This is a genomic window from Streptomyces sp. CAI-85, from assembly GCF_013363615.1.
GTDB classification, from domain to species: domain Bacteria; phylum Actinomycetota; class Actinomycetes; order Streptomycetales; family Streptomycetaceae; genus Streptomyces; species Streptomyces antibioticus_B.
Genome location: NZ_JAANNX010000041.1, coordinates 1 through 25,356, shown reverse-complemented (window position 1 = coordinate 25,356; position 25,356 = coordinate 1). Strand labels below are relative to the sequence as shown.

The 25,356-nt window shown below is 71.9% G+C and carries 26 protein-coding genes; 15 read left to right on the top strand and 11 right to left on the bottom strand.

Going from position 1 to position 25,356, the window contains the following annotated elements; translation table 11 throughout:
• The first annotated feature begins 127 nt into the window (after positions 1–127).
• From G6W55_RS28475 to G6W55_RS28460, 4 genes are all read left to right on the top strand, one after another.
• On the top strand, positions 128–1,060 hold the full coding sequence (locus tag G6W55_RS28475) for a kinase (RefSeq protein WP_175523657.1): 933 nt from the start codon (positions 128–130) through the stop codon (positions 1,058–1,060).
• A gap of 217 nt (positions 1,061–1,277) precedes the next feature.
• Complete coding sequence (locus G6W55_RS28470) at positions 1,278–2,552, top strand: cytochrome ubiquinol oxidase subunit I (RefSeq protein WP_175523656.1); 1,275 nt, start codon at positions 1,278–1,280, stop codon at positions 2,550–2,552.
• 30 nt (positions 2,553–2,582) lie between these two features.
• Positions 2,583–3,353 carry a cytochrome d ubiquinol oxidase subunit II gene (locus G6W55_RS28465; RefSeq protein ID WP_175523655.1) on the top strand — a complete coding sequence of 257 codons (771 nt, stop codon included), beginning with the start codon at positions 2,583–2,585 and terminating at the stop codon, positions 3,351–3,353.
• 85 nt (positions 3,354–3,438) lie between these two features.
• Positions 3,439–5,619: an MMPL family transporter gene (locus G6W55_RS28460; RefSeq protein WP_175523670.1), complete on the top strand. Its 2,181-nt coding sequence runs from the start codon at positions 3,439–3,441 to the stop codon at positions 5,617–5,619.
• Positions 5,620–5,789: 170 nt separating this feature from the next.
• On the opposite strand, the gene G6W55_RS28455 is transcribed toward G6W55_RS28460, so the two are convergent.
• Positions 5,790–5,945, bottom strand: coding sequence for a hypothetical protein (locus tag G6W55_RS28455; protein ID WP_175523654.1), 156 nt, complete (start codon positions 5,943–5,945; stop codon positions 5,790–5,792).
• Here G6W55_RS28455 and G6W55_RS28450 point away from each other — a divergent pair.
• Entirely contained in the window at positions 5,931–6,224 is a 294-nt protein-coding gene (locus tag G6W55_RS28450; protein ID WP_175523653.1) for a hypothetical protein, read from the top strand. The genes G6W55_RS28455 and G6W55_RS28450 overlap by 15 nt on opposite strands.
• A gap of 18 nt (positions 6,225–6,242) precedes the next feature.
• Here the strand turns inward: G6W55_RS28450 and G6W55_RS28445 are convergent, their stop codons facing one another.
• Together G6W55_RS28445 and G6W55_RS28440 are read right to left on the bottom strand one after the other, a co-directional pair.
• Positions 6,243–6,896, bottom strand: coding sequence for a hemerythrin domain-containing protein (locus tag G6W55_RS28445; RefSeq protein WP_175523652.1), 654 nt, complete (start codon positions 6,894–6,896; stop codon positions 6,243–6,245).
• A gap of 811 nt (positions 6,897–7,707) precedes the next feature.
• Positions 7,708–9,234, bottom strand: a complete 1,527-nt coding sequence (locus G6W55_RS28440) for an MFS transporter (RefSeq protein ID WP_309243837.1) — start codon at positions 9,232–9,234, stop codon at positions 7,708–7,710.
• Positions 9,235–9,488: 254 nt separating this feature from the next.
• Between G6W55_RS28440 and G6W55_RS28435 the strand changes: the two genes are divergently transcribed.
• Genes G6W55_RS28435 through G6W55_RS28425 form a run of 3 tightly spaced genes read left to right on the top strand, consistent with a single transcriptional unit; the run spans position 9,489 to position 12,070 of the window.
• Complete coding sequence (locus G6W55_RS28435) at positions 9,489–10,178, top strand: TetR/AcrR family transcriptional regulator (RefSeq protein ID WP_175523651.1); 690 nt, start codon at positions 9,489–9,491, stop codon at positions 10,176–10,178.
• Between the two features lie 5 nt (positions 10,179–10,183).
• On the top strand, positions 10,184–11,380 hold the full coding sequence (locus tag G6W55_RS28430) for a sensor histidine kinase (RefSeq protein ID WP_175523650.1): 1,197 nt from the start codon (positions 10,184–10,186) through the stop codon (positions 11,378–11,380).
• Between the two features lie 9 nt (positions 11,381–11,389).
• Positions 11,390–12,070, top strand: coding sequence for a response regulator transcription factor (locus G6W55_RS28425; protein ID WP_175523649.1), 681 nt, complete (start codon positions 11,390–11,392; stop codon positions 12,068–12,070).
• Positions 12,071–12,080: 10 nt separating this feature from the next.
• Here G6W55_RS28425 and G6W55_RS28420 read toward each other — a convergent pair whose 3' ends face one another.
• Both G6W55_RS28420 and G6W55_RS28415 read right to left on the bottom strand, forming a co-directional pair.
• Positions 12,081–12,383, bottom strand: a complete 303-nt coding sequence (locus tag G6W55_RS28420; protein ID WP_175523648.1) for a hypothetical protein — start codon at positions 12,381–12,383, stop codon at positions 12,081–12,083.
• Positions 12,384–12,582: 199 nt separating this feature from the next.
• Positions 12,583–14,751 (bottom strand): DEAD/DEAH box helicase, encoded by a 2,169-nt coding sequence (locus G6W55_RS28415; protein ID WP_175523647.1) that lies wholly within the window; start codon positions 14,749–14,751, stop codon positions 12,583–12,585.
• A 119-nt stretch (positions 14,752–14,870) separates the two neighbouring features.
• Here G6W55_RS28415 and G6W55_RS28410 point away from each other — a divergent pair, with 119 nt between their 5' ends.
• Positions 14,871–15,137, top strand: coding sequence for a hypothetical protein (locus G6W55_RS28410; RefSeq protein ID WP_175523646.1), 267 nt, complete (start codon positions 14,871–14,873; stop codon positions 15,135–15,137).
• Complete coding sequence (locus tag G6W55_RS28405) at positions 15,134–15,526, top strand: twitching motility protein PilT (RefSeq protein ID WP_175523645.1); 393 nt, start codon at positions 15,134–15,136, stop codon at positions 15,524–15,526. The genes G6W55_RS28410 and G6W55_RS28405 overlap by 4 nt, the downstream gene beginning before the upstream one ends.
• A 104-nt stretch (positions 15,527–15,630) precedes the next feature.
• Here G6W55_RS28405 and ychF read toward each other — a convergent pair whose 3' ends face one another.
• Entirely contained in the window at positions 15,631–16,719 is a 1,089-nt protein-coding gene (gene ychF / locus G6W55_RS28400) for a redox-regulated ATPase YchF (protein WP_175523644.1), read from the bottom strand.
• 461 nt (positions 16,720–17,180) lie between these two features.
• Here ychF and G6W55_RS28395 point away from each other — a divergent pair, with 461 nt between their 5' ends.
• The gene (locus G6W55_RS28395) at positions 17,181–17,702 is read left to right on the top strand and encodes a DUF6542 domain-containing protein (protein ID WP_309243836.1); all 522 of its coding nucleotides are present in this window, start codon (positions 17,181–17,183) and stop codon (positions 17,700–17,702) included.
• 29 nt (positions 17,703–17,731) lie between these two features.
• Here the strand turns inward: G6W55_RS28395 and ppgK are convergent, their stop codons facing one another.
• Both ppgK and G6W55_RS28385 read right to left on the bottom strand, forming a co-directional pair.
• On the bottom strand, positions 17,732–18,478 hold the full coding sequence (ppgK, locus tag G6W55_RS28390) for a polyphosphate--glucose phosphotransferase (protein ID WP_175523643.1): 747 nt from the start codon (positions 18,476–18,478) through the stop codon (positions 17,732–17,734).
• A 29-nt stretch (positions 18,479–18,507) separates the two neighbouring features.
• Positions 18,508–19,536: a 4-hydroxy-3-methylbut-2-enyl diphosphate reductase gene (locus G6W55_RS28385; protein WP_175523642.1), complete on the bottom strand. Its 1,029-nt coding sequence runs from the start codon at positions 19,534–19,536 to the stop codon at positions 18,508–18,510.
• A gap of 129 nt (positions 19,537–19,665) precedes the next feature.
• On the opposite strand from G6W55_RS28385, the gene xseA reads away from it, so the two are divergent.
• The 3 genes from xseA to G6W55_RS28370 all read left to right on the top strand — a co-directional run bounded on the left by xseA (position 19,666) and on the right by G6W55_RS28370 (position 21,877).
• Entirely contained in the window at positions 19,666–20,901 is a 1,236-nt protein-coding gene (xseA, locus tag G6W55_RS28380) for an exodeoxyribonuclease VII large subunit (RefSeq protein ID WP_175523641.1), read from the top strand.
• Positions 20,902–20,920: 19 nt separating this feature from the next.
• Positions 20,921–21,151: an exodeoxyribonuclease VII small subunit gene (locus tag G6W55_RS28375; protein ID WP_175523640.1), complete on the top strand. Its 231-nt coding sequence runs from the start codon at positions 20,921–20,923 to the stop codon at positions 21,149–21,151.
• A 135-nt stretch (positions 21,152–21,286) separates the two neighbouring features.
• Complete coding sequence (locus G6W55_RS28370; protein ID WP_175523639.1) at positions 21,287–21,877, top strand: malonic semialdehyde reductase; 591 nt, start codon at positions 21,287–21,289, stop codon at positions 21,875–21,877.
• 82 nt (positions 21,878–21,959) lie between these two features.
• On the opposite strand, the gene G6W55_RS28365 is transcribed toward G6W55_RS28370, so the two are convergent.
• Positions 21,960–22,484 (bottom strand): DUF4245 domain-containing protein, encoded by a 525-nt coding sequence (locus G6W55_RS28365; protein WP_175523638.1) that lies wholly within the window; start codon positions 22,482–22,484, stop codon positions 21,960–21,962.
• Between the two features lie 126 nt (positions 22,485–22,610).
• Here G6W55_RS28365 and glpX point away from each other — a divergent pair, with 126 nt between their 5' ends.
• Positions 22,611–23,645 (top strand): class II fructose-bisphosphatase, encoded by a 1,035-nt coding sequence (gene glpX / locus G6W55_RS28360; protein WP_030783737.1) that lies wholly within the window; start codon positions 22,611–22,613, stop codon positions 23,643–23,645.
• A gap of 136 nt (positions 23,646–23,781) precedes the next feature.
• Here the strand turns inward: glpX and G6W55_RS28355 are convergent, their stop codons facing one another.
• Both G6W55_RS28355 and G6W55_RS28350 read right to left on the bottom strand, forming a co-directional pair.
• Positions 23,782–24,159: a WhiB family transcriptional regulator gene (locus G6W55_RS28355; protein WP_175523637.1), complete on the bottom strand. Its 378-nt coding sequence runs from the start codon at positions 24,157–24,159 to the stop codon at positions 23,782–23,784.
• A 221-nt stretch (positions 24,160–24,380) separates the two neighbouring features.
• On the bottom strand, positions 24,381–25,070 hold the full coding sequence (locus G6W55_RS28350) for a DUF1707 domain-containing protein (RefSeq protein ID WP_175523636.1): 690 nt from the start codon (positions 25,068–25,070) through the stop codon (positions 24,381–24,383).
• Between the last annotated feature and the right edge of the window lie 286 nt (positions 25,071–25,356).

Genomic DNA, 25,356 nt, shown 5'->3' with positions numbered 1-25,356 from the left:
GTGCCGACGGTGACGCGGCCGGGCCAGTGTCGCAGGGGGCACCGACACCGTCCGAACCGGTGTACGAGACCGACCGGGGCAGTGGCGTCGACCGGCGCATCGTAAGCGGGTGAGGAGTGGGGTCTGCATGGCGGTCGGTCGGGCGGCGGTCCCGGCGGCGGACGGACGCACCGGCGAACGGCCCCCGGTCGTGCGCGGCAGGGGTACGGCCCCGGTGCACCACGGCGAGCTGTTGCAGGGCGTGTTCGAGGGGCCCGGGGGTGTGCCGGTGCGGGCGCTGGTCACGCTGCCCTGTCCGCTGTTCACGACGCGGGCCGTCTTCACCCCGGCCCCGCACGGCGGCGCGGGCGGGGTGACGGTCCGTCCGGCGTGGCGGCGCAAGGCCCGGCGCGCGGCCGAACTGGCGCTGGACGGCACAGGGTTGAGCGGTCGCCTGGAGGTTACGGGGGACGTGCCGCTCGGCCGGGGCTTCGGATCGTCGACCAGCGATGTGCTGGCCGCCGTCCGGGCCGTAGGGGACGCCCTCGGCGCGCCGCCGACGGCGCTGGAGGCGGCGCGGCTCGCGGTGCGGGCCGAGACCGCCTCGGACGCGTTGATGTTCGAGGGGACGACGGTGCTGTTCGCCCAGCGCGAGGGCACCGTGGTGGAGGACTTCGGCCGTCCGCCGCCGCCGCTGCGGGTGCTGGGCTTCGGCACCCGGCCCGGCAGCTCCGGCGTGGACACCCTCGCCCTGCCGCCGCCCCGCTACGACCGCGCCGAGCGCGCCCGCTTCGAGGAACTGCGGGCCGTCCTGCGCGAGGCGCTGCGCACCGGGGACGCCGCGCTGCTGGGGTGGGTCGCCACACAGAGCACCCTCATCAACCAGCACCGCCTGCCCGTCCCCGCCCTCGACACACTGCTCGCCGTGGCCCGGGAGTGCGGCGCACTGGGGCTCCAGGTGGCACACAGCGGCGACCTGGCGGGCCTCCTCCTGCCACCGGCCACCGACACGGATCCCGCCCGGGCGGGGCTGCGGCGGGCGGGGGTCGGGGAGTGCTGGGAGTTCATGGTCGGGGAGTGAGGGTGCGGGGCCCGGGGCCGACCCGCCACCCCGGGTGCACGGCGGGGGCCGTACCGCTCCATCAACTCCAGGCCGCCCGCCGGCCCCCTTCTCCTCCCGGGCCTCTTCGCACCACAACCCCGGGTGTAACCGGCCGCCGCACCGCCACTGCGGGAGTACCCCAGGTGTCCTCCACAGGCCGACGCGCGGGGCACCCTCCGGGGCCGACGGTAGGGGGGTGGAATCACAGACCGTCGAACTGGCCCGCCGGCAGTTCGCCCTCACCGCGGGCGGCCACTTCCTCTTCGTATCCCTGACCCTCGGCCTCGCGACCGTGCTCGCCGTCCTCCAGACCCGTGCCACGCTGCGCGGCGGACAGCCCGTCCATCTGCGCATGGTGCGCTTCTGGGGACGGCTGTACGTCATCAACTACGCCGTCGGCATCGTCACGGGCCTCGTGATGGAGTTCCAGTTCGGCCTGGCCTGGAGCGGACTCGGCAGTTACGCCGGGGACGTCTTCGGGTCCTCGCTGGCCCTGGAGACCGTCCTGGCCTTCTTCGTCGAGTCGACCTTCCTGGCGCTGTGGATGCTGGGCTGGGGCCGGTTCGACAAGTGGGTCCACCTGGGCGTGCTGTGGGTGGTGACCCTGACCGCCTACCTGTCGGCGTACTGGGTGCTCGTCACCAACGGCTTCCTCAACCGCCCGGTGGGGCACGCCGAGGGCGCGGACGGCCGGCTCGTGCTGTCGGACACCTCGGCGCTGCTCACCAACCCCAACGCCCTGCTGGCCCTCGGGCACATCCTGGGCGGCGCGCTGCTGACCGCCGCGGTGTTCATGGCCGGCGTCAGCGCCTACCACCTGCGCAGAAGGACCGCCGACGAGGACGGGCTGCTGCGCCGCTCGCTGCGGGTCGGCGTGTTCACGGCGCTGCCCGCGCTGCTGCTGACGGTGGCGTTCGGCGGGATGCAGTTCGGCGAGATCGAGGAGTGGCATCCGCTCAAGGCCGCCGTCTTCGACGAGGACAAGGCCGAAGTGGCCCGGCTCCAGGCCGAGATGGTGCGGGAGTTCGGCCCCGGGAACTACGTACCGCCGGAGACGCTGACCCGGGGCGCCGGACTGGTGATGCTGATGGTGTTCGGGGTCCTGACCCTGGCCGTGCTGGTCTCGCTGGTCCTGGTGTCGGTGCGGCGCTGGGCCGTGGGGTCCCGCCGCTGGCACCTGGCGCTGATGACGCTGGTGCCGCTGCCGTTCGTCGCGATGACCGCCGGCTGGGTGTTCCGGGAGGCCGGGCGGCAGCCCTGGGTGGTCTACGGGCTGCTGCGCACGGAGGACGCCGTGTCCCATGTGACGGCGGGCCGGATGTGGCTGTCCCTGGCCGTCTTCGTACCGCTGTTCGCGGTGCTGATCGTCGGCAACTGGTGGGTGCTGCTGCGGGCCGTACGGCAGGGCCCGCAGGTGCCGGAGCCGGAACGCGCCGAACCCACCGAACCGACCGCGGCCGTCGCGTACTGAGCCGTCGCGTACTGAGAGGGAACGTCGTCCATGGAAACCCTTGCCGTGGCTCTGCTCGGCTTCTTCTTCGTCGGATACGTCGTCCTGGGCGGCGCCGATCTCGGGCTGGGCATGCTGCTGCCCTGTCTGGGCCGCACCGAGGAGGAACGGCACCGTACGGTGTCCGCGATCTGGCCCCTGTTCCTGGTCAACGAGGTGTGGCTGGTGGCCGCGGCCGGACTGTTCATCGGCGCCTTCCCCACCCTGGAGGGCGAGGTGTTCAGCGGACTGCTGGTGGTGTTCGTGCCGCTGATCGCGGGCTGGATGATCCGCGACGCCGGACTGTGGTGGCGGGCGGCCGGGATGGGTCCGGCCGCCGACTGGCTGGTCTGCGGCGGCAGTTGGCTCGCCGCGGGCGGCTGGGGCTGGCTGATCGCCTCGCTGCTGAACGACTCCGCGACCGAGCCCACCGCCCTCGGACTCGGCGCGCTGACCACGCTGTTCATGCTGCTGCTCTTCCTCGCCCACGGCCTCGGCTTCGCGACCCTGCGGCTGACCGGGACGCCGCTCGCACGCGCCCAGCGGCTGACCGGGCGGGGCGGGCGCGGCGGCCGGCACTCGCTGCTGCTGACCTCGCTGGTGAGCGCCACGCTCGCGGTGCTGGCCGGGGCGCGGCTGCCGCTGACCGAGCACGCGGCGAGCAACACCGCGCTCCGGCTGATCGTCCCGCTGTCCCTGGCAGCGCTGCCGCTGCTGCTCGCGGCCCATCTGTGGCTGTGGCGGCTGGTGCGCCGGGGCGGCTTCCGCCCGTCGGCCCTCTGACCCGCAACGCCCTCACCCACCTGTCCCCTTTACCCCTGTGTCCCCCGCGCGCCCAGGCGCACCGGATCGTACGGAAGTGAGCCCTATGTCCCTGACCGAGAAGGATCCCCGCGCCCCGGAGTCGGGTACCCAACCGCCCGTCGTCGCGGGGGTGTTCGCCCGGGTGGCGCGCTTCTCGCACCGGCGCCGCCGGCTGGCCCTGACGCTGTGGATCGTCGTGCTGGTCGGCGTCTGGGCGGCCGCGTCGGGCGGCGACGACTACCGCGAGAACTACTCGCTGCCCGGCACCGAGTCCCAGGCCGCCGCCGACCTGCTCAACCACAGCAGCAAGGCGACGACCGGCGACAGCCTCCAGATCGTCCTGCACGACGAGGACGGACTGCGCGGCGCCGACGTCCGCGGGCGGGTCGACGCCATGCTGGCCGAGGTCGCGAAGCTGCCCAAGGTCACGCAGGTGCGCAGCCTGTACGAGGACGAGTCCGCGATCTCCCGGGACGGCACGGTCGGCTACGCCACCGCCGTGCTCGACGTGACCGCGCCGAACATGCCCCGCGAGGACACCGAGCGGATCCTGGACACGGTGAAGGAGGTGGAGGGCCAGGGCCTGACGGCCGAACTGGGCGGCGGCGCGGCCCGCAAGCTGGCCACCGGCGAGGGCGGCTGGGGCGAGATGCTCGGCCTGGTCTTCGCGCTGGTCATCCTGGTGTTCATGTTCGGCACCCTGATCGCCGCCGGACTGCCCGTCGTCACCGCGCTGTTCGCGGTCGGCTCGACGCTCGCGGTGATCGTGGTCGCCTCGCACATCGTCACCATCGCCGACTACACGCCGTACGTGATGATGCTGGTCGGGCTCGGGGTCGGGATCGACTACGCGCTGCTGATCTTCGCCCGGTTCCGCAGTGAACTGGTGCGCGGGGCCACGCCGGAGGAGGCGAACGTCAAGGCACTGGACTCGGCCGGACGGACCGCGTTCTTCGCCGGTTCGACGGTGATCCTGGCGCTGCTCGGCCTGGTCGCCCTCGGGCTCGGCTCGCTCCAGGGCATGGCCCTGTCGGTGGCGCTGACCGTGCTGGTCACGCTGCTCGCCTCGCTCACCCTGCTGCCCGCGCTGCTGGGCGTCTTCGGCGACCGGTTCGCCCGCCAGTTCAGGGCCCGGGCCGCCAAGCGGGCCGCGTCGAAGCGTCCCGAGGAGGGTGCGGCCTGGCGCCGGTTCGCCTCCGGGGTGCAGCGCCGGCCGCTGGCGGTGCTGCTGGTGGCCGTGGTGGCGCTCGGCGCGCTGGCCTTCCCGGCGCTGAGTCTGCGGCTCGGGTTCACCGACGCGGGCAACGACAAGGCGGGCTCGACCAGCCGTGAGGCGTACGACCTGCTGTCGAAGGGGTTCGGTCCCGGCTTCAACGGCCCGCTGTACGTGGTCGTGGAGGGCGAGGACGGGGCCGAGGCGCCGGCCACCGCGGTCGCGGCGGCGCTGAACGACACCGACGGGGTGGCGGCCGCGACCGGCCCGATCCCCACCGACGATCCGAACGTGGCTACGGTGATGGCGTTCCCCACCACCTCGCCGCAGGACGAGGGCACCTCCGAGCTGGTCGGCACGCTCCGCGACGACGTGCTGCCGAAGGTGGCCGAAGAGACCGGCGCCCGCTATCTGGTGGGCGGGGCCACGGCCGCCAGCGAGGACTACTCCGACAAGGTCGCCGCCCGGATGCCGGTCTTCATGGCGATCGTGGTCGGGCTGTCGCTGCTGCTGCTGATGGTGGTGTTCCGCTCGGTCCTGATCCCGCTGAAGGCGGCGCTGCTGAACCTGCTGAGCATCGGGGCCGCGCTGGGCGCGATCTCGCTGGTGTTCCAGCACGGGATGTTCGGCGTCGAGCCGGGGCCGATCGAGGCGTATCTCCCGGTGGTCATCTTCGCCATCGTCTTCGGTCTGTCCATGGACTACGAGATCTTCCTCGTGTCCCGGATCCAGGAGGAGTGGCAGCGCGCCAAGGACCCGGCGGTGGCGGTCCGGGAGGGCCTCGGACACACCGGGTCGGTCATCATCGCGGCCGGCGCCGTCATGGTCGTGGTGTTCGGCTCGTTCATGCTGAGCCCGGAGCGGATGCTCCAGCAGATGGGCTTCGGCATGGCGGTGGCGATCTTCGTGGACGCACTGGTGATCCGCTGCCTGATCGTGCCGGCCGTGATGCAGCTCCTGGGCCGGCACGCCTGGTGGCTGCCGGCGCCGCTGGCCAAGGTGGTGCCGGGGGTGCGGTGGGAACGGCACTGAGGCGCGCACGGACGTACCGGCGGATTCGGCAGCGCTGAGAGGCCAGGAAGGCGCTGCCCTGACGAGCGGGGCCCGGACGACGGCGGCTCCCCCGCCACCGCCGTCCGGGCCCGACTCGTTCTCGCGGTCGGATCCGCTCGGTCCAAGGGCGCTGGAACGGGCCCTCGGCCTCAGGATTCCCCGGGCTCCTGCGGTCGGGCCGTCCGTGGCAGCGAGGCCATCAGGACCGTCATGACGAGGAACAGGCCCGCGGAGTACAGCAGTCCGCGGCCGAAGGAGCGGGAGAAGGTCGCGGCCCGCACCTCGGGGCCGTGCCCGGCGAGCACGTGGGCCGCCGTACGGGCCTGGTCGGCGGTGACGCCTGGGGCGTGCCGACGCAGCTCTCGGGCACCACGGCGGGATCGGGCTCGCCGAGCCGGTCCTCGGTACAGGACCTGAAGCCCGCCAGGATGTCGTCCTGGACGCCGCGGTCGGTGAGTCCGGCGGCGGTCAGCCCCCGGCCGCACCTGACGTACACCACAGAGGAACTCCTCGTGGTGATCCGCTATCTGCGCAAGGACAAAGAGATCACGGACGGCACCGCGGCCCGGCTCCGCGAGATGTGACGGACCCCGACCCGCCGCTCACCCGCCGCTCGCCCGGGTCAGGGGGCGGCGGTTCTTCTCATAGCGGGGCCGCCAGACCGCCCGGTACATCAGCCGCACCGGCGGCGGCAGCACGCCGAGCGCCTTGCGGCTGGTCTCCTCGGGGGCGCCGTCGAGCACCCAGGGGAAGTACACGGCGCCGCCCTTGAGACCGAGCAGCCGGCGCTGGGCGGCGCCGAAGGTGTCGTACTCCTCCTTGCTGAGCAGGGTGGCGACGACGGGCAGCGCCGCCTTCTCCTCGTGGTCGAGGTGGTACACCAGCCTCTCGGTGACCGTGGCGACGAGCCCGGGCAGCCGGTCCTGGCGCCGGTCGGCGAGCACCTCCTCGACGGACTCGATCATCGGGTCGATGACGGCGTGCTCGGCGTCCATCTCGTCCATCAGCCGCAGCCCGTCCGGGTCACGGGCGAGCTTGGACCGCATCAGGGGCCACAGCACGTCGTCCTCTGCGGTGTGGTGGATCGTCAGGAACCGCTGGAAGGTGTCCCAGCCGGTGCGAAAGGCCGAGCCGGGGGCGGCACCGCCGTTGCGGGTGGCGGCGGCCAGCAGGCCCAGGTCCCGCCGGAACGCGTCGTGGGTGGCGTACATCAGGGTGAGATCCGGCGCGGTGCGACTGGCGTGGGTGCCGGTCATGTGGGGCTCCTCTCGGATGGGTGGGGGGGCGTCGTACGAGTGCGTGGATGTCGTGACCGGGGCGGGGGTGTACGGGGGTGGGGGCGGGCTGGTGTGGCGGGGGGGGCGGTGACTCGGCGGTCCGGTGACGACCGGGGCCTGGTCGGGACCGGCGTCGGGAGCACACGGCCCCGGCGGGGACCAGGACGGCCGTGGCGGCAGGCTCGGAACAGCTCTGGCGGCGGCGGGTCGACTCGGACGGCTCCGATGACGAGCCGACCGGCTCGGACCACCGACCGCCGCGGCGGCGGCACGACGGCAGGCTCGGGCGGGCCGGTGACACGGCGGCTCGGCCCCGACCGGGGCCCTGGCCGGGACCCGGCGTCGAGAGCGCACGGCCCCGGCCGGGGCCCGGGACAACCGTGGCCGCAGGCTCGGAACAGCTTCGGTGGCAGGCCGACCCGCTCGACCCACCGACCGCCGCGGCGGTGGCCCGGCGGCAGGCTCGGGCGGGCCGGTGACGCGACGGCTCGGCTTCGACCGAAGCCCTGGTCGGGGCCAGCGTCGGGAACGCTCGGCCCCGGCGGGGGCCCGGACAACCGTGACCGCAGGCCCGGAACGACCCCGGCAACGGCCGGTCGGCTCCGATGACGGCCGGTTGGCTCGGTCAGCCCCGACCGGGTCCCTGATCGGGGCCCGGCATCGAGAGCGCGCAGCCCCGGCGGGGGCCCGGACGACCGAGACCGCAGGCCCAGAGCCCGGGCTCCAGTGGCGGGCCCACCGGCTCGGGCGACCCGCCGCCGACTCAGGCGACCGGCCACCGGCCACCGACTCAAGCCACCGCCGCAACATCCGTGCGAGCCGCGTCCCTCGGTGAGACGTGGATGGTGAACAGGGCGATGATGAAGGCGGCGACCAGGACGAACCCGGCGGCCAGGAAGCCGATGCCGTAGCCGTGGGACAGGGCGTCGTGGACGGCCTCCTGGATCTGCGGGGGCAGGTGGCCGCCGTGGGCGTCGCCGCCGCCGGAACCGGGCAGCAGCTCCTTCATCCGGCTCTCGGTGGCGTTCGCGGCGATCGTGCCGAGGACGGCGAGTCCGAGCGCGGCGCCGACCTGCTGGCCGGCGTTGAGCAGCGCCGAGGCGACACCGGCCTCCTGGTCGCGGACCCCGGCGACGGCCGCCAGGGCGAGCGGCACGAAGCACAGGCCGGTGCCCGCGCCGCCGAGCACCAGCGGGCCCAGCAGATCGGCGGCGTAGGAGCTGTCCGAGCCGAGCGCCGACAGCCAGAACAGCCCGGCGGCGAAGACGAGCGTGCCGACGGCGAGCAGTACGCGCGGCCCGGTCCTCGCGATGAGAGAGCTGCTCAGCGTGGCGGTGACGGCCGCGCCGACCGCGAAGGCCAGGAAGGCGAAGCCGGTCCGCATCGGGCTGAAGCCGAGCACGATCTGGATGAAGAGGGTGAGGAAGTAGAAGAGCGCCATCAGCGCGGCGCCGATCGTCAGCATGATCACGTAGGAGCCGGAGCGGGCGGGCGAGGCCCAGATCCGCAGCGGCATCAGCGGCGAGGACGTCCGGGCCTCGACGACGAGGAAGATCAGCAGCAGGACGGCGCCGCCGACGATCGGCGCGACGGTGGCGGTGTCGCTCCAGTCGTGCGAGGCGGCGTTCATCAGGCCGTACACGATGAGCGAGGTGCCGCCGGTGACCGAGATCGCGCCGGGCAGGTCGAGCTTGCCGCGGGTGGGCGTGGACTCGCGGAACGCGCGGGGCGCGCCGAGCAGCACGAGCAGGCCGATGGGCACGTTGACGAAGAGGGCCCAGCGCCAGCTCAGGGCGTCGGTGAAGACCCCGCCGAGGACGTTGCCGAGGGCGCCGCCGAGTCCGGCGACCGCGCCGTAGACGCCCATCGCCTTGTTGCGTTCGGCGCCGGGGGCGAAGGTGCTGGTGAGCAGGGCGAGCGCGGCAGGGGCGACGAGCGCGGCGGCGACGCCCTGGAGGGCGCGGGCGGCGAGCAGCAGTTCCTGGCTGTCGGCGAGGCCGCCGAAGAGGGAGGCGGCGGTGAGCAGGGCGATGCCGGCGACGAACGCCCTGCGCCGGCCGAACTTGTCGGCGATCCGGCCACCGAGCAGCAGCAGGCCGCCGAAGGCGAGCGCGTAGGCGTTGACGACCCATTCCAGGTTGGTCGCGGAGAAGTCCAGCGCCCGCTGGATCGACGGGAGGGCCACGTTCACGATCGACACGTCCAGCACGACCATCATCTGCGCGACGGCGATGAGGGTCAGGGCGAGGGACTTGTGGTCGGAACCGCCGGGCGGGGCCTCCCGCGCGGGCGTCTTTGCCTGGGGCTGTGTGGACACGGATCACTCACTCCTGAGAGTCCTGAGGGGGCTGCCTGAGGGGCTGTGGGGGCTGTGGGGCATCTGCACGGAGACCCGTGTGGGGCATCTTGCCCCGAATGTTCGGGACAGTCTGTTCTAAATCTCTGAAACAGAATGCACCATAGCCATCTGTGGGGCAAGGTGCCCCAGAGCGAGATCCGAGGCAGACTGTCCCGGACCCCCGACGCGGCGCCGCCCTCGCCGCGCGCACGACCGAACGGAGCCGGAGCCGGATGTCCACCACCCCAGAACCCCCGGCCGCCCCGGCCGCCCCGCACGCGCCCCTCGTCCCCGCCCCCGACGCCCCCGGCCGCGGCCCCGACCCCCGTGCCGAGCGCAGCCGGGCCGCCGCGCTCGCCGCCGCCCGGGACCTGCTGGTCGAGCAGGGCTGGTCGGCGGTGACCCATGTCGCCGTCGCGGCCCGCAGCGGGGTCGGCCGCTCGACCCTCTACCGCCACTGGCCCGACGCCTCCGGCCTGGTCCGGGACGTGATCGCGCAGCGCATCTCCACCGCCCGCCCGCCGCTGACCGGCGTCCTGCGCGACGACCTCGTCCGCCAGCTCGACGGTCTGCGCGGTCTGCTGCACGACCCGGTGAGCGACCGCGGACTGCGCGCCGTCATCGAACGCGCGGGCGTGGACCCGGTGTTCGCCCGGCTGAAGGAGGATCTCTACCGGCACGGCTCGCAGGACTTCCGCACGATCCTCGACGCCGCCCGCACCCGCGGCGAACTCCCGGCCGACCTCGACGTCGACCTCGCAGTCGACCAGCTCGCAGGGCCCCTGATGTACCGCAGGCTGCTGGCCGGACGGCCGATCACCGAGGAGTACGTGCGACGGGTCGTCCAGGACTTCCTGGCCGCCCACGCCCTCCCCTCCGACGGCCACGGCACCCCGGCCGGCGCCCACCCCCTCGTACCCTGATGGACATGGCCACCGCATCCGTCGCCGCACCGGCCGAGCCCGTCTTCCGGATCGACCGGACGGCGGCACTGGTCGGCGTCTGTCAGTTACTCGAACTGGGCTGGATCGTCCTGGGCCGCACCGCGGACGGCGCGGTCGCCGCGCTCGCGAGCTGCGCCGCCGCGACGGTCGGCTGGCTGAGCCTCGGCTTCCGCGCCCGCCGTCCGCTGGCCGCCGCCGTGGTCGCCCTGCTGGTCACGCTCGTCTACTACACCCACGCCGGCATCAACGGCCCGACGCCCGCCCTGGTCTTCATGGTCGCCCTCTACAGCGTTGCCAGATCGGGCCAGTTGACCGCCGTCGTCGCCCTCGCGGTGCTCATCATGCTGGTGATCGCCTACGGCGAGCTGGGCGTCGTCGACCAGCAGCGCAGCGTGGACAACATGTCGATCGCGCTGCTCAGCGGCTGGTTCCTGAGCGTGATCGCGTTCAGCCACGCGATGCGCACCAGACAGGCGTATCTGGCCGAGGCCGAGGCGCGGGCGCTGGCCGCCGAACGCGAGCGCGACGTACGGGCCAAGCAGTCGGCGACCGAGGAACGGCTGCGGCTGGCGCGTGAGTTGCACGACGTGCTGGGCCACAACATCTCCCTGATCCATGTGCAGACCAACGCCGCCCTGCACCGCAGCACCCGCCGCCCGGGACAGACCGCCGAACTCATCACCGCCCTGGAGTTCGTCCGCGACACCAGCAAGGAGGCGCTGCGTGAACTGCGGGGCACCCTGGGGGTGTTGCGGCAGGTGGACGAGGCCGCGCCGACCGCGCCGACCGCGGGTCTCGACCGGCTCGGCGAACTGGCCGACCGGGCCGCGGTCACCGGCCTGAAGGTGACGGTCACCGTCGAGGGCGAGCAGCCCGTCCTGTCCCCCAAGATCTCCCTGGCCGCCTACCGGATCGTCCAGGAGTCCCTCACCAACATCACCCGCCACGCCCAGGCCGCGCACGCCACCATCGACGTCACCTACACCCCGTCCGAACTGCGGGTCCGTATCGAGGACGACGGCCAGGGCACCGCCGACACCACGACCCGCGGCAGCGGCATCACCGGCATGACCGAACGCGCCCGCGCGCTGGGCGGCCGGCTGACCGCACGCGACACGGGCGCGGGCTTCCGCGTCGACGCGACCCTGCCCCTCACCGAGACCCCACAACTCCCTGTCTAGGGTGGCCTCATGACGACGACACGACGCATCCGAGTGCTGCTCGCCGACGACCAGAAACTCGTCCGCGCCGGGTTCCGTTCCATCATCGACGACGAGGACGACATCGAGGTGGTCGGCGAGGCGTCCACCGGCACCGAGGCCGTCGAACTGACCCGTGAACTGCTCCCCGACGTCGTCCTGATGGACATCCGCATGCCCGAGGAGGACGGCCTCGCGGCGACCCGCCGCATCGTCTCCGACGAGCGCCTCTCCGACGTCCGGGTGGTCATCCTCACCACGTTCGACGTGGACGACTACGTGTACGGCGCCCTGCGCGCCGGCGCCGCCGGTTTCCTGGTCAAGGACACCGAGCCGATGGAACTCCTGCACGGCATCCGGGTCTGCGCCCGCGGCGACGCCCTGATCGCCCCCGCGGTCACCCGGCGCCTGATCGCCGAGTTCGCCGACCGCGTCGTCCAGCCGGACGTCAGCCCCCGCCTCAACGTCCTCACCGAGCGCGAGTTCGAGGTCATCCGCCTGGTCGGCGCCGGCCTCACCAACGACGAGATCGCCGAACGCCTGGTCCTCAGCCCCTACACCGCGAAGACCCACGTCAGCCGCATCATGACCAAACTCGCCGTCCGCGACCGCACCCAACTCGTGATCATCGCCTACGAAAGCGGCATGATCAAACCGGGCTGGCTGAGCTGACGGCCCGGGTTCAGGCGACGGGCGTCCCCGGCGGAGGAGGTTGGGCCTGGGCTTGGGCCTGCGCCTGCGGCGGGGCCGCCACCGGCCGGGTGTCGGTGAACTCGAAGAGCCCGATCACCCCGACCGAACCGAAGAACAGGGCCGCCCACGCGGCACTCCCGACGCCCACGCATGCCCACCCGGAGGCGCTCTTCTCCATGGTGTCCAGCGTGATCGCGGCGACCAGACCGACAATGATCGACAGCAGACCGGCAAAGGCCAGTGCCAGCGCCTTCTTCGGATCGAGTTCTGTCGCGTGAACCCCCGTGGACAAGAACCGACTTGGTGCCCTCTCTCGCCAGCGCCCGCATCATCGTCGTGCGCGCTCTGACGAACATCACTCCCGGTGCCGGAAATACGCCACCGAGTCCGCTGAAATCAGCGGGACTCGGACAAGCGTAGGACGCCTCCGGCCATGATCGCAATCACTCGACGCACTCACCGACTGGCCTGATTCCAGCGGCTCTTGAAGCTCAGTCACCGATGGCCGCACGCGTCATCCCCAGCCGTTCCTGCTCCTCCTCCACGATGCGGCGGGCCAGTTCGGTGTCCGAGATGTCGACCGCGTCCGGGGTGGACTCGGCGACGGCGCTGCGGCGGGCGTAGGCGTCGAAGAGGCGGGTCTTGGCCTCCAGCATCCTCACCAGGCGTTCGTCCACGCCGCCGGTGGCCAGGAGGCGGTACACGCGCACCGGTCTGACCTGGCCCATCCGGTAGGCGCGGGCGACGGCCTGGTGCTCGATGGTCGGTTTGATCTGGGGTTCGCAGAGGACGACGACGGAGGCGGCCTGCATGTTGAGGCCGACGCCCGCCGCCTGGATCTGCGCCAGGAGCACGGCGGGCCCGGAGGCGCCGGCGAAGTCGTCGACGAGCTGCTGCCGCCGCCCGGCCGCGACGGCGCCGGTGAGCGGACCGAACAGGGAGACGCTCTCGGCGTCCCCGAGCGCCTCCCGCACCACGCCCAGCACGTCCTTGAAGTAGGAGAAGACGACCGTCTTCTGCCCGTTCTCCCCGGCCTCCCGGACGATCTCCCGCAACCGGTCCAGCTTGGCCGACTTCTCGGGACGCGCGTACGCGGCCCTGCGCATGGCCATGAAGTTGCCCGCGCGCACGGCCTCGCGGTACGCCTCCTCGTCCGACGCGCTCAACTCCTCCCACTCGTCGGTCTGCTGGAGGCTGGGGAGTTCCGTCAGCACGTCCTCCTGGTTGCGCCGCAGATACACGGGGGCCACGGCCTTGCGGAAGGCGACCGATCCGGCGAGGGCGTCCCGTTCACCGAGGGCGTCGGCGACCTCGCCGTCGAGAATCCGGACCAGGTTGCGGAACTCCGCGACCCGGTTCTCCATCGGCGTCCCGGTCATGAACAGCGCCCGCCCGCAGTGCTCCACCCACACCGCGACCGCCTGCGACCGCTTGGCCTGCGGATTCTTCACCGAGTGCGCCTCGTCGACGACGAGCAGCCCGACCTCCCCACCCCCAGGCGCCGGAAACCCGCGCAACGCGTCGAACGTCGTCACCCCGACCCCGCCCCGCCCCTTCCAGTCGGCGAACGCGTCGTGCCGGTCGGGCCCGTGGAGCACCATGACGCGCAGGGCGCTGCGGGCCTCGATCTCCCGGGTCCAGTTCACGAGGACGCTCGCCGGGCAGACGACCATGAAGTGGCTCTGCCCCTCGGCGGCCAGATGGGCCAGTACGGCAATCGCCTGGATCGTCTTGCCGAGCCCCATCTCGTCGCCGAGTATCACCTTGCGCTGCGCGAGCGCGAACCGCGCGCCGAACGCCTGATACCCCCGCAGGGAGACGCGCCGATGCGTGTCGTCGAGCTGCTGGGTCCGGACCCGCTCGGCGATCTCGTCCGGCAGGAAGCCCTCGGCGGCGGCCGCGTCCGGCGCCCGCCCGGAGATCTCGGCGAGCAGGCTGTAGTACTCGGCGGAACGCAGCTCGAAGTCCACCCAGGCCGCGACGTCCGACGCGGGCACCCGGAGCAGATCGACCGACGCCTGGGCGAGCAGCTCGGGCACACCCGCCCGCTCCGCCTCCTCCACCAGCGCCCGGATCCCGGCGACGGCCGCCACCGCCCGCGCCTTCTTCTCCCGGCCGGCCAGCAGCATCCGCACCCGCCCGGTGGCGGGCCTGGCGTCGGCGAGCAACGGCTCCAGCCGCTCCACCAGCCCGGCGGCCGCGTCGACCGCCCGCCGCGCCTCCGGACCGGCCTCCACCAGCACATGCAGGGCCATCACAAGCGCGGTGGTAAGCGGCTCCGGCCGGTCCACGTCGATATGAACGGCGACCGTCTCATGCACGGCGTCGGAGAGCCGCCGGGCGGCGGCGAGCAGTTGATCGGCGGTGCGCTCCCCCACCCCGGGAATCTGCCGCAGCCGATACGGCCCCGCCTCCAGAACACTCCCCAGCGTGCGCAGCCCGCTCTTCTCCACACTCCCCAGCCGCAACCGCCCCTCGGTCACATCCTGAAGCCGCCCGACGGGAATGGCATCGAGCTCCCGCGCGACGGCAGCATCATGAAGAGGCCGCAACGCGTCCCGCACGGCCAGCACAGCCCGCTCATGATCACTCCCCACGCCCCGAGCCGCCCCACACAGCCGCACCCCCGCCGCGACGACCTCCCGCTCACCCCGCCCCACTCACAGCCCCTCTCACCCCACACCCATCCTCAGGGCATCCTGCCACCGCGCACCGACAGCAGGGAGACGGCGACGGCAAAGCCGACCCCTCGAAGGCCATACCGCACTATGGTTGATGTATGGCTACCAAGAAGGTGACTATCACTCTCGAAGAATCCCTGGTCGAAGCCCTGGCCGGAGCCGCCGAGGAGGAAGGCATCCCGCTCTCCCGCCTAGTCGCCGGAGCAGCCGAACGCGAGCTGCGCCTGCGAGCGGGCCGGGCCGTCATCCAGGAGTGGCAGGCAGAGCACGGCGCCTTCACACCGGAAGAGCTCGCCGCCGCCCGCGCGGACCTGGCCGCCGCGGACGCCGAATACCTGAGCCGCCCGGGAACCTCGGCCGCGTGAACATCCCCTACCTCTACGACGCCGGGGCACTCATCGCCATCGACAACAACGACCGGCAGATGTGGGCGCGTCACAGCCTGGCTCTGGAAGACGGCCGTGACATTCACGTTCCGTCCGTCGTCGTGAGCCAAGCGTGGCAGGACTCCCGCCGCCAGGTCAGGCTCGGCAAGTTCCTCGCCGGGTGCCGCGTCGTACCCGTCGGCCTCGAGACCGCCAAAGCCGCAGGCATCCTCTGCGGCAAGGCGGGCACCTCCGACATCGTCGATGCCACCGTCGTGACCATGGCAGCCGGCCTCGGCGCCATCATCTGGACCTCGGACCCGGACGACATCCGCGCGCTCATCGCCGCCCAGGACATCAAGCCCGCCCCTGTCATCCGCACCGTCTAGCCAAAGGGGCGCCGCCTCGCCCAGTTTCAGAAATAAAGGGCCCACCTCAGAAGGCGGACCCTTTACGGCTTGCACTTTCCGGATTCTCGGAAAGCGGCTATCAACTAAACGTTGAACCTGAACTCCACGACATCCCCGTCCTGCATCACATACTCCTTGCCCTCCATGCGGGCCTTGCCCTTGGCTCGGGCCTCTGCTACTGAGCCCGTTTCGACCAGGGCGGCGAAGGAGATGACTTCCGCCTTGATGAAGCCCTTCTGGAAGTCGGTGTGGATCACGCCGGCGGCCTCGGGGGCGGTGGCGCCCTTCTTGATCGTCCAGGCGCGGGACTCCTTGGGGCCGGCCGTGAGGTAGGTCTGGAGACCCAGGGTGTTGAAGCCGACGCGGGCCAGGGTGGCCAGGCCGGGCTCCTCGGCGCCGACGGACTCCAGGAGCTCCATGGCGTCCGCCTCGTCCAGCTCGGCGAGGTCCGCCTCCAGCTTGGCGTTGAGGAAGATCGCCTCGGCGGGGGCGACCAGGGCGCGCTGTTCGTCCTTGAAGGTGTCGTCGGTCAGCTCGTCCTCGTCGACGTTGAAGACGTAGAGGAACGGCTTGGTCGTGAGGAGGTGCAGGTCGTGCAGGAGTTCCTCGTTGCCGGAGCCCTGGACGATGCCCGCCGAGAACAGCGTGTCGCCCTTCTCCAGGATCTCCTTGGCCTCCTCGACGGCCTTGACCTTCGGCGCGATGTCCTTCTTGATCCGCGACTCCTTCTGGAGGCGGGGCAGGACCTTCTCGATCGTCTGGAGGTCGGCGAGGATCAGCTCGGTGTTGATCGTCTCGATGTCGTCCTTCGGCGAGACCTTGCCGTCGACGTGTACGACGTTCTCGTCCTTGAAGGCGCGGATGACCTGGCAGATCGCGTCGGACTCCCGGATGTTCGCCAGGAACTTGTTGCCCAGGCCCTCGCCCTCGGAGGCGCCGCGCACGATGCCCGCGATGTCGACGAAGTCGACGGTCGCCGGGAGGATGCGCTGCGAGCCGAAGATCTCCGCGAGCTTCGTCAGGCGGGCGTCCGGGACGCCGACGACGCCGACGTTCGGCTCGATCGTGGCGAACGGGTAGTTGGCCGCCAGCACGTCGTTCTTGGTCAGGGCGTTGAACAGGGTCGACTTGCCGACATTCGGCAGACCGACGATTCCGATCGTGAGCGACACGTTGCGACTTCCCGTAGTGAGAGGGCCAGGGGGCCGGTTCCCGGGGCTTCCCGCCGTGGGGACCAGGGCAGAGGGCCGGCCGATCCACCAGTTTACGGCGTACCCGGCACCGGGCCGGCGGCCCTGTCGAACGCACGGCCAAGGTCGGCTCTCCGGCGTGTCTGAGGCCCGATTCGCCACATAAAACGACCTAACTTGGTGCAGTGGAGCAACCAAGCACGCGTTCCCCGCACCCCCGCCCGCGACGCGGCACCCCGGCGGCGGCGCCGTCCCTCCCGCCCCAGGCGGGCGGGGAGCGGACGCGCGGACGGGTGGGGCGGGAAGGAAGAGGGGGAACGGAGGGGCGAAAGGCTCGCTCCGTCCCCAAGGCCGTGCCGCCCACGCCGCCCACGCCGCCCACGCGGCCCACGCGGCCCGTGCGGCCCGTGCGGCCCGTGCGGCCCGTGCGGCCCGTGCGGCCCGTGCGGACGGCCGGACCCGAACGGACGGCGGGGGCCGTACCCCGACCCGCCGCGCGAGGCTCCGCCTCGGCCGCCACCGGCTCCACCCGCCCCCGCCGCCTGCCGAACCCCCGGCTCACCGGACTCGGCAGCGGGCTGTTCTCGATCGCGGTGATGTGCGCCCTCGGCAGCCTGGACAGCCTGCTCTTCGGCGCGTCGCTGACGGTCTACGGCGTCCTGTTCCTGCCCGTCAGCGTCCTGACCGGGCTCTGGGTGCGCCCCGGTGACCTGCTGGCACCGCCGGTGGCCATGCCGATCGCCTTCGCCGTGGGGCTGCTGCCCGTGATCGAGGACGGCGACGGCCTCGGCGCCCGGATGATGGGCCTGGTCACGGCCCTGGCCACCGAGGCCGGCTGGCTGTACGCCGGCACCCTCGCCGCAGCCGTGACCATCCTCGTCCGAGGCGTCCGCAGGGCAACGGCCCGCCGCCGCGCAAACCCCCGGCCCCGACCGCGGCCGCGGCCGCGCATCCGACGCCCCTGACCACCGCGGAGAGCACCCCCTGCGCCCCCTCAGCTCTCCTTCGCCGCCCGCATCGCCGCTCCCACGATGCCCGCGTTGTTCTGGAGCTGCGCCGGGACGATCTCGGCTCTGATGCCCTCGATGTAGTGGAGGAACTTCTCGGACTTGCGGCTGACGCCGCCGCCGATGATGAAGAGTTCCGGGGAGAACAGCATCTCTACGTGGGCCAGGTATTTCTGGACGCGGTGCGCCCAGTGCTCCCAGGTCAGCTCGCCGTCCTCCTTGGCCTTGGAGCTGGCGCGCTTCTCCGCGTCGTGTCCGTGCAGTTCCAGGTGGCCCAGCTCGGTGTTGGGGACGAGCACGCCGTCGACGAAGACGGCGCTGCCGATGCCCGTGCCGAACGTCAGCAGGATGACCGTGCCGCTGCGGTCGCGGCCCGCGCCGAAGGCGACCTCGGCGACGCCCGCCGCGTCCGCGTCGTTGACGACGGTCACCGGCAGGCCGCCCAGGCGCTCGGTGAACAACGCGCGCGCGTCCGTGTCGATCCAGCTCTTGTCCACATTGGCCGCCGTACGGATGGTCGACCCGCCGGTGACCACGCCCGGGAAGGTCAGACCCACCGGGCCGGTCCAGCCGAAGTGCTCCACGACCTGCCGCACGCCGTCAGCCACGCCGTCGGGCGTCGCCGGGTGCGGGGTGAGCACTTTGAAGCGCTCCTGGGCCAGGTCGCCCCTGTCGAGGTCCACAGGGGCGCCCTTGATCCCGGATCCGCCGATGTCCACGCCGAAGATCTGCATGGCCCTACGTTACGACGATCGACTGACAGTCACTCAGTCGGCGAGGTCGCGGGGCCGCTGCCGCCCCGCTCGGCCACCAGCGCCGCCGCCTCCTCGCGCAGGTCACGCCGGAGTTCCTTGGGCAGCGAGAAGGTGATGTGCTCGTCGGCCGCCTTGACCAGCTCCACGTCCGCGTAGCCGCGCTCGCCGAGCCAGCCGAGCACCTCCTCGACGAGGACCTCGGGCACCGAGGCGCCGGAGGTGACGCCGACCGTGGTCACGCCCTCCAGCCACGCCTCGTCGATCTCGCTGGCGAAGTCCACCAGGTACGCGGCCCGCGCCCCGGCGAGCTTGGCGACCTCGACGAGCCGCACCGAGTTGGAGGAGTTGCGCGAGCCGACCACGATGACCAGCTCCGCCTCGGCGCCCATCTGCTTCACCGCGAGCTGGCGGTTCTGCGTGGCGTAGCAGATGTCGTCGCTCGGCGGGGAGATGAGCTGCGGGAACTTCTCCTTGAGCGCGTCGACGGTCTCCATCGTCTCGTCCACGCTCAGCGTCGTCTGGGAGAGCCAGACGACCTTCGACTCGTCGCGGACCTCGACCTTGGCGACGTCGGCCGGGCCGTCCACGAGCTGAATGTGCTCGGGGGCCTCGCCGGAGGTGCCGATGACCTCCTCGTGGCCCTCGTGACCGATCAGCAGGATGTCGTAGTCGTCGTTGGCGAACCGGACGGCTTCCTTGTGGACCTTGGTGACCAGCGGGCAGGTCGCGTCGATGGTGGCGAGCCTCCCGCGCGCGGCCTCCTCGTGGACGACCGGGGCGACGCCGTGCGCCGAGAACATCACGATGTTGCCCGGCGGCACCTCCTCCGTCCGCTCGACGAAGACGGCGCCCTTCTTCTCCAGGGTCTGCACGACGTACTTGTTGTGGACGATCTCGTGGCGGACGTAGACCGGGGCCCCGTACTGCTCCAGGGCCTTCTCGACGGCGATCACGGCGCGGTCGACGCCCGCGCAGTAGCCCCGGGGGGCGGCGAGCAGGACACGGCGGCGGCCAGGCGAAGCAGTCATGCGTCCCATCGTACGGCCGTGTCCCGGGCCTCGGAGTTCCCCTCCGGAGTGAAGCCCCGCCGTTCCTCCGCCGTTCATCCGCGAAGGCCCGCGTCGGTCCGAGCGGCGTTGTCGGTGGCGGCCGTTACGCTCGGTCGCATGGCTGTGAACACGTCCGCGGACGCCCCGCTGCCCGTCGGCCAGGTGTCGCGGCTCATCGGGGGGTGGATCGACCGGCTCGGCGCGGTGTGGGTCGAGGGTCAGATCACCCAGTTGTCGCGGCGCCCGGGAGCGGGCGTCGTCTTTCTGACCCTGCGCGACCCCTCGCACGACATCTCGGTGGGCGTGACGTGCTACCGCCAGGTGTTCGACGCGGTGGCGGACGTCGTCGGGGAGGGCGCCCGGGTCGTCGTCCACGCGAAGCCGGAGTGGTACGCCCCGCGCGGGCAGCTCTCGCTGCGGGCCGTGGAGATACGGCCGGTGGGCGTCGGGGAGCTGCTGGCGCGGCTGGAGCAGCTCAAGAAGTCGCTGGCGGCGGAGGGCCTCTTCGCGCTCGACCGGAAGAAACCGCTGCCCTTTCTGCCGCAGCTCGTCGGGCTGGTGTGCGGCCGCGCGTCGGCCGCCGAGCGGGACGTCCTGGAGAACGCCCGGCACCGCTGGCCCGCCGTCCGCTTCGAGGTGCGCAATGTCGCGGTGCAGGGGGTGCACGCGGTGCCGCAGGTCGTCCAGGCGGTGAAGGAGCTGGACGCGCTGGACGAGGTCGACGTGATCATCGTCGCCCGGGGCGGCGGCAGCGTGGAGGATCTGCTGCCGTTCTCGGACGAGCAGCTCGTCCGCGCGGTCGCGGCCTGCCGTACGCCGGTGGTCTCGGCGATCGGGCACGAGCCGGACAATCCGCTGCTCGACCATGTGGCCGACCTGCGGGCGTCCACGCCGACGGACGCGGCGAAGAAGGTCGTCCCGGACGTCGGCGAGGAGCTGGAGCGGGTGCGGATGCTGCGCGGGCGGGCGCGGCGCTGTGTGGAGGGGTTCGTGGAGCGGGAGGAGCGCGGGCTCGCCCATGCGCTGGCCCGGCCGGTGCTCCAGAATCCGCACCGGATGATCGACGGGCGTGCGGACCAGGTCGCCTCGCTGGCCGACCGTTCCCGGCGGTGTCTGCGGCATCTCCTGGACCGCGCGGACTCGGAGCTGACGCACACGCACGCACGCGTGGTGGCCCTCTCGCCGGCCGCGACGCTCCAGCGGGGGTACGCGGTGCTCCAGCGGGCCGACGGGCATGTGGTCCGGGATCCGGCGGAGGTGGCGGCGGACGAGGTGCTGCGCGCGCGGGTCGCCGAGGGCGAGTTCACTGTCCGGGCCGACAACACCGGCAACACCGGCAACGCCGACAACTAGGACGGGTAGGACGGGACGTATGACGGGCAAGACCGAGGAAGCCCTGGGTTACGAGCAGGCGCGCGACGAGCTGGTGGAGGTCGTCCGCCGTCTGGAGGCGGGGGGCACGTCACTGGAGGAGTCCCTCGCCCTGTGGGAGCGCGGCGAGGAGCTGGCCAAGGTGTGCCGGCGCTGGCTGGAGGGCGCGCGGGCCCGCCTGGACGCCGCCCTCGCCGCGGAGGAGGAAGAGGGGGAGAAGCGGGGGGACTAGAAGCACCCGGGGTGCTGTGAAGCGGATCACCAGCATCCGCATTTTGTTGAACCTTGAACTTCATTGGCGTACGGTCATGCCTGTCAGCCGGTCCGGTGTTCCCGGATCCGGACGCGTACCCGAGGAAGTCGACAGATGTCTCTCGTTCTTGACCCCGCCGCCCAGGACCTGCTGTTCCGCGAGGCCCGCACCGCGAACACCTTCACCGACGAGCCGGTGACCGAGGAGCAGGTCCAGGCGATCTACGACCTGGTCAAGTACGGTCCGACCGCGTTCAACCAGACCCCGCTGCGCATCACCCTGGTCCGCTCGGCCGAGGCCCGTGAGCGCCTGGTCAAGCACCTGGCCGAGGGCAACCAGGCCAAGACGGCCGCCGCCCCGCTGGTCGCGATCCTCTCCGCGGACAACGAGTTCCACGAGGAGCTGCCGCAGCTCCTGCCGCACTTCCCGCAGGCCAAGGACGTCTTCTTCGCCGAGCGCCCGGTCCGCGAGTCCGCCGCCGCGCTGAACGCCGCCCTCCAGGCCGCGTACTTCATCATCGGCGTGCGCGCCGCCGGTCTGGCCGCCGGCCCGATGACCGGTCTGGACTTCGAGGGCGTCCGCAAGGAGTTCCTGGACGGCGACCACACCCCGCTGATGGTCGTGAACATCGGCCGCCCGGGCGAGGACGCCTGGTTCCCGCGCAACCCGCGGCTGTCGTACGACGAGGTCGTCACCACCGTCTGAGACGGCCGGCCGCACGGCCGACGGCACACGTGAGGCCCCCGGCGATCGCCGGGGGCCTCACGTCCGTGTACGCGCTAGGCGCTCACGCCGTCTTCAGCGCCTTCGCCATCTCCAGCAGCCGTTCGAAGGACGCCGTGCCCGCCACGACCGTCGTGGAGCCGTCGGTGTCCTCCAGGACGAGCGCGTCGTAGCGGCCGCCGGTGTAGCGGGTCCAGGTGCGGCCGTCTATCTCGTCGGTGGCCTTGGTCGCCGTGGAGCCCTGGCTGGCCTCGTCGATGAACCGGGCGCGCTTCTGAGTGGACTGCTCGATCGTCACGTACTCCCCGTCGGGGGCGTGGAAGCCGAGGTGCCAGGCGTCGGAGTCGGCGCCGTCGAAGCGGACGGAGGTCGCCTTCCATGCCTCGGGCAGGCCCTCGGGCGCGGCCACCGGGTACGACGCCGCACGGCGCGCCGTGAGCAACTCGACGCGGTAGTCGACCCGCTGGATGTCGGGAGCGCGATCATCGTGCGGGACGAACAGGTAGATCACCCACGCCGCGATGATGATGAGACCCAGGGAGAGGATCATGTCCCGGGCCGACTTCTGCTTGCCGTTCGAACCTGCCACGCCCCTATCGTCGCAGGTGCCCGGTGCGCTCATCCGTGGGGTCCCCTGCTCATTTTGTCGGACTGACGATAGAGTCGGGCCTCGAACCCTCATCCGGCCGTCGTCGTATCAGAAAGGTGCGCTCCGATGACCGAGCATCATCATCTGCCGTCCGAACTCGATGTCCCGTCCGAAGCTCCCGACCGCAACCTCGCCCTGGAACTGGTCCGTGTGACCGAAGCCGCCGCGATGGCCGCCGGCCGGTGGGTGGGGCGCGGTGAGAAGAACGGCGCCGACGGTGCCGCGGTGCGCGCCATGCGGACCCTCGTCTCGACCGTCTCGATGAACGGCGTGGTCGTCATCGGCGAGGGCGAGAAGGACGAGGCGCCGATGCTCTACAACGGCGAGCGGGTCGGCGACGGCACCGGTCCCGAGGTCGACATCGCCGTGGACCCGATCGACGGCACCACGCTGACGGCCAAGGGCATGCCGAACGCGATCGCCGTCCTCGCGGCGACCGAGCGGGGCGCCATGTTCGACCCGTCGGCCGTCTTCTACATGGACAAGCTCGTCACCGGCCCCGAGGCCGCCGAGTTCGTCGACATCGACGCGCCCGTCGAGGTCAACATCCGCCGGGTCGCCAAGGCCAAGCGGGTCACGCCGGAGGACGTCACCGTCGTCATCCTGGACCGGCCGCGGCACCAGGGCCTGATCGAGGAGATCCGGGCGACCGGGGCGCGCATCAAGCTGATCTCGGACGGCGATGTGGCCGGCTCGATCCTGGCGCTGCGCGAGGGCACCGGCATCGACCTGCTGCTCGGCGTGGGCGGGACGCCCGAGGGCATCATCTCGGCCTGCGCGGTGAAGTGTCTGGGCGGCACCATCCAGGGCAAGCTGTGGCCCAAGGACGACGAGGAGCGGCAGCGGGCGATCGACGCGGGCCACGACCTGAACCGGGTGCTGACCACGGAGGACCTGGTCCAGGGCGAGAACGTGTTCTTCGTCGCGACCGGGATCACCGACGGTGAGCTGCTGCGCGGCGTGCGGTACCGGTCGGAGACGGCGACCACCGACTCGATCGTGATGCGGTCGAAGTCGGGGACGGTCCGCCGGATCGACTCCGAGCACCGGCTGAGCAAGCTGCGGGCGTACAGCGCGATCGACTTCGACCGCGCGAAGTAGGACCTGCGCGAAGCAGGACCTGCGCACAGTTAGGACCCGGCAGGGTCGGGCAGGGCTCGGCAGGGCCTACGGCGAGTGGGGCGTCCCCGGTGCGGAGGGGGCGCCCCACTGGCGTGCCGAGGGGTGGGCGGGAGTCTCAGCCCGCCTGGGCTATACGGCCGGACGTGCGGGCCGCCTTCTTCAGCTCCATGTCACGGCGCCGGCGCCGGGCCAGCACCACGCGGCGCTCGGCGGCGGTCAGGCCGCCCCACACGCCGTACGGCTCGGGCTGGAGGAGGGCGTGCTCGCGGCACTCCACCATGACCGGACAGCCGCCGCAGACCCGCTTGGCGGCCTCCTCGCGGGAGAGCCGGGCGGCGGTGGGTTCCTTGGACGGCGCGAAGAACAGTCCCGCCTCGTCGCGACGGCACACCGCCTCGGTGTGCCAGGGAGCGTCTTGGTCCCTGTCCCGCGCCGACACTCGCTGGGCCGGGACGGCGGCGACCTTCAGGGACGAATGCGGCGGTTGCAGCACGGGTCTACTCCTGACGACGGCTTCGCGAGCGAGAGGCGATGCGGCGAGGTGGTGCGGACGAGCGATGCGAAGAGGCGATGCAGCAAGCCCTACCCGCTGTGCGCGCGCCTATGCACTCAGTTCCGAACCACCGGCTTTCGAAGACCGCCGTACGCCACCCCGCGGACCGCCCGGTTCCGGACCGGGCGATTCGCGACCGTCAACAGTTCACAGGCCGACCGTCAATGGCCCAGATGTCTGCGCAGTTTCTTGTCGACCTTGCGCGAGACGCGATCGAGAATGTCCTCGACGAGCTTGCCGCGCTTCGGGCGGCCCTCGACATTGCCCAGCACCGCCCAGCCGTCGACGTAGACGACCGGCGCCTCGGGCGAGAGCGCGTCGAGCGTGTCGATCTCGAAGTTGCCGAGGACTCCGCCGCCGGTGCCGTACAGCGACACGTTCTCCGGGACGCGGACCTCGACGTTCCCGAAGACGGCGAACGCCTTGATCACCACCTGCTGGTACTCGAAGAGCGCCTCGCTGAGGTCGATCTCGACGCTGCCGAAGATCGCGTACGCGTGGATCCGGCGGCCGGCGCGCCAGCGGCCGCGGCGGACGGCGCTGCTGAACACCGCGATCACGTTGTCGTCGGGGTCGGCGGGGATCGCTCCCGCGGTGGGGCGCGGCGGGGCGGACAGGGGGCTCGCGCGCCGCTCGTGCGCCGCCGGCAGGTCCCGTATGAAGACCTCCAGCTCGCCGACCGTCTTGGCGGCCAGGACGCCTTCGACGCGCTCGGCGTGCTCGTCGGCGGTGAGCCGGCCCTCGGCGAGGGCCTCGCGCAGGATGTCGGCGACCCGGTCGCGGTCCGCGTCCGAGGCGCGCAGGGCGCCGGGGGGTGTGGGGGCGGTGGCGGCATGCTTCTGAAGGTCCACGACAGCAGCGTACCCAAACACGATAGATCGCGATAGCCCCAACTGAGCCTTACCTCACAAGCTCGCCGTCGGAGGCAGGTTCTACGCTGGTGAAGCCTGCCTCCGTTCGGCAGGCGCCGCAGTCCGTCGAGTGAGGAATGGGCGACGATGCCTGAGTTCGCGTACACCGATCTGCTCCCCATGGGAGAGGACACCACCCCCTACCGGCTGGTGACCTCCGAAGGTGTCTCCACCTTCGAGGCCGACGGGCGCACGTTCCTCAAGGTCGAGCCGGAGGCGCTGCGCA

Bases quoted from the DNA above. Each gene is read 5' to 3' on its own strand.
- G6W55_RS28475 (WP_175523657.1), top strand. From the start codon at position 128: ATGGCGGTCGGTCGGGCGGCGGTCCCGGCGGCGGACGGACGCACCGGC.
- G6W55_RS28465 (WP_175523655.1), top strand. From the start codon at position 2,583: ATGGAAACCCTTGCCGTGGCTCTGCTCGGCTTCTTCTTCGTCGGATAC.
- G6W55_RS28460 (WP_175523670.1), top strand. From the start codon at position 3,439: ATGTCCCTGACCGAGAAGGATCCCCGCGCCCCGGAGTCGGGTACCCAA.
- G6W55_RS28445 (WP_175523652.1), bottom strand. From the start codon at position 6,896: ATGACCGGCACCCACGCCAGTCGCACCGCGCCGGATCTCACCCTGATG.
- G6W55_RS28435 (WP_175523651.1), top strand. From the start codon at position 9,489: ATGTCCACCACCCCAGAACCCCCGGCCGCCCCGGCCGCCCCGCACGCG.
- G6W55_RS28430 (WP_175523650.1), top strand. From the start codon at position 10,184: ATGGCCACCGCATCCGTCGCCGCACCGGCCGAGCCCGTCTTCCGGATC.
- G6W55_RS28425 (WP_175523649.1), top strand. From the start codon at position 11,390: ATGACGACGACACGACGCATCCGAGTGCTGCTCGCCGACGACCAGAAA.
- G6W55_RS28410 (WP_175523646.1), top strand. From the start codon at position 14,871: ATGGCTACCAAGAAGGTGACTATCACTCTCGAAGAATCCCTGGTCGAA.
- ppgK (WP_175523643.1), bottom strand. From the start codon at position 18,478: ATGCAGATCTTCGGCGTGGACATCGGCGGATCCGGGATCAAGGGCGCC.
- G6W55_RS28385 (WP_175523642.1), bottom strand. From the start codon at position 19,536: ATGGGACGCATGACTGCTTCGCCTGGCCGCCGCCGTGTCCTGCTCGCC.
- xseA (WP_175523641.1), top strand. From the start codon at position 19,666: ATGGCTGTGAACACGTCCGCGGACGCCCCGCTGCCCGTCGGCCAGGTG.
- G6W55_RS28375 (WP_175523640.1), top strand. From the start codon at position 20,921: ATGACGGGCAAGACCGAGGAAGCCCTGGGTTACGAGCAGGCGCGCGAC.
- G6W55_RS28370 (WP_175523639.1), top strand. From the start codon at position 21,287: ATGTCTCTCGTTCTTGACCCCGCCGCCCAGGACCTGCTGTTCCGCGAG.
- glpX (WP_030783737.1), top strand. From the start codon at position 22,611: ATGACCGAGCATCATCATCTGCCGTCCGAACTCGATGTCCCGTCCGAA.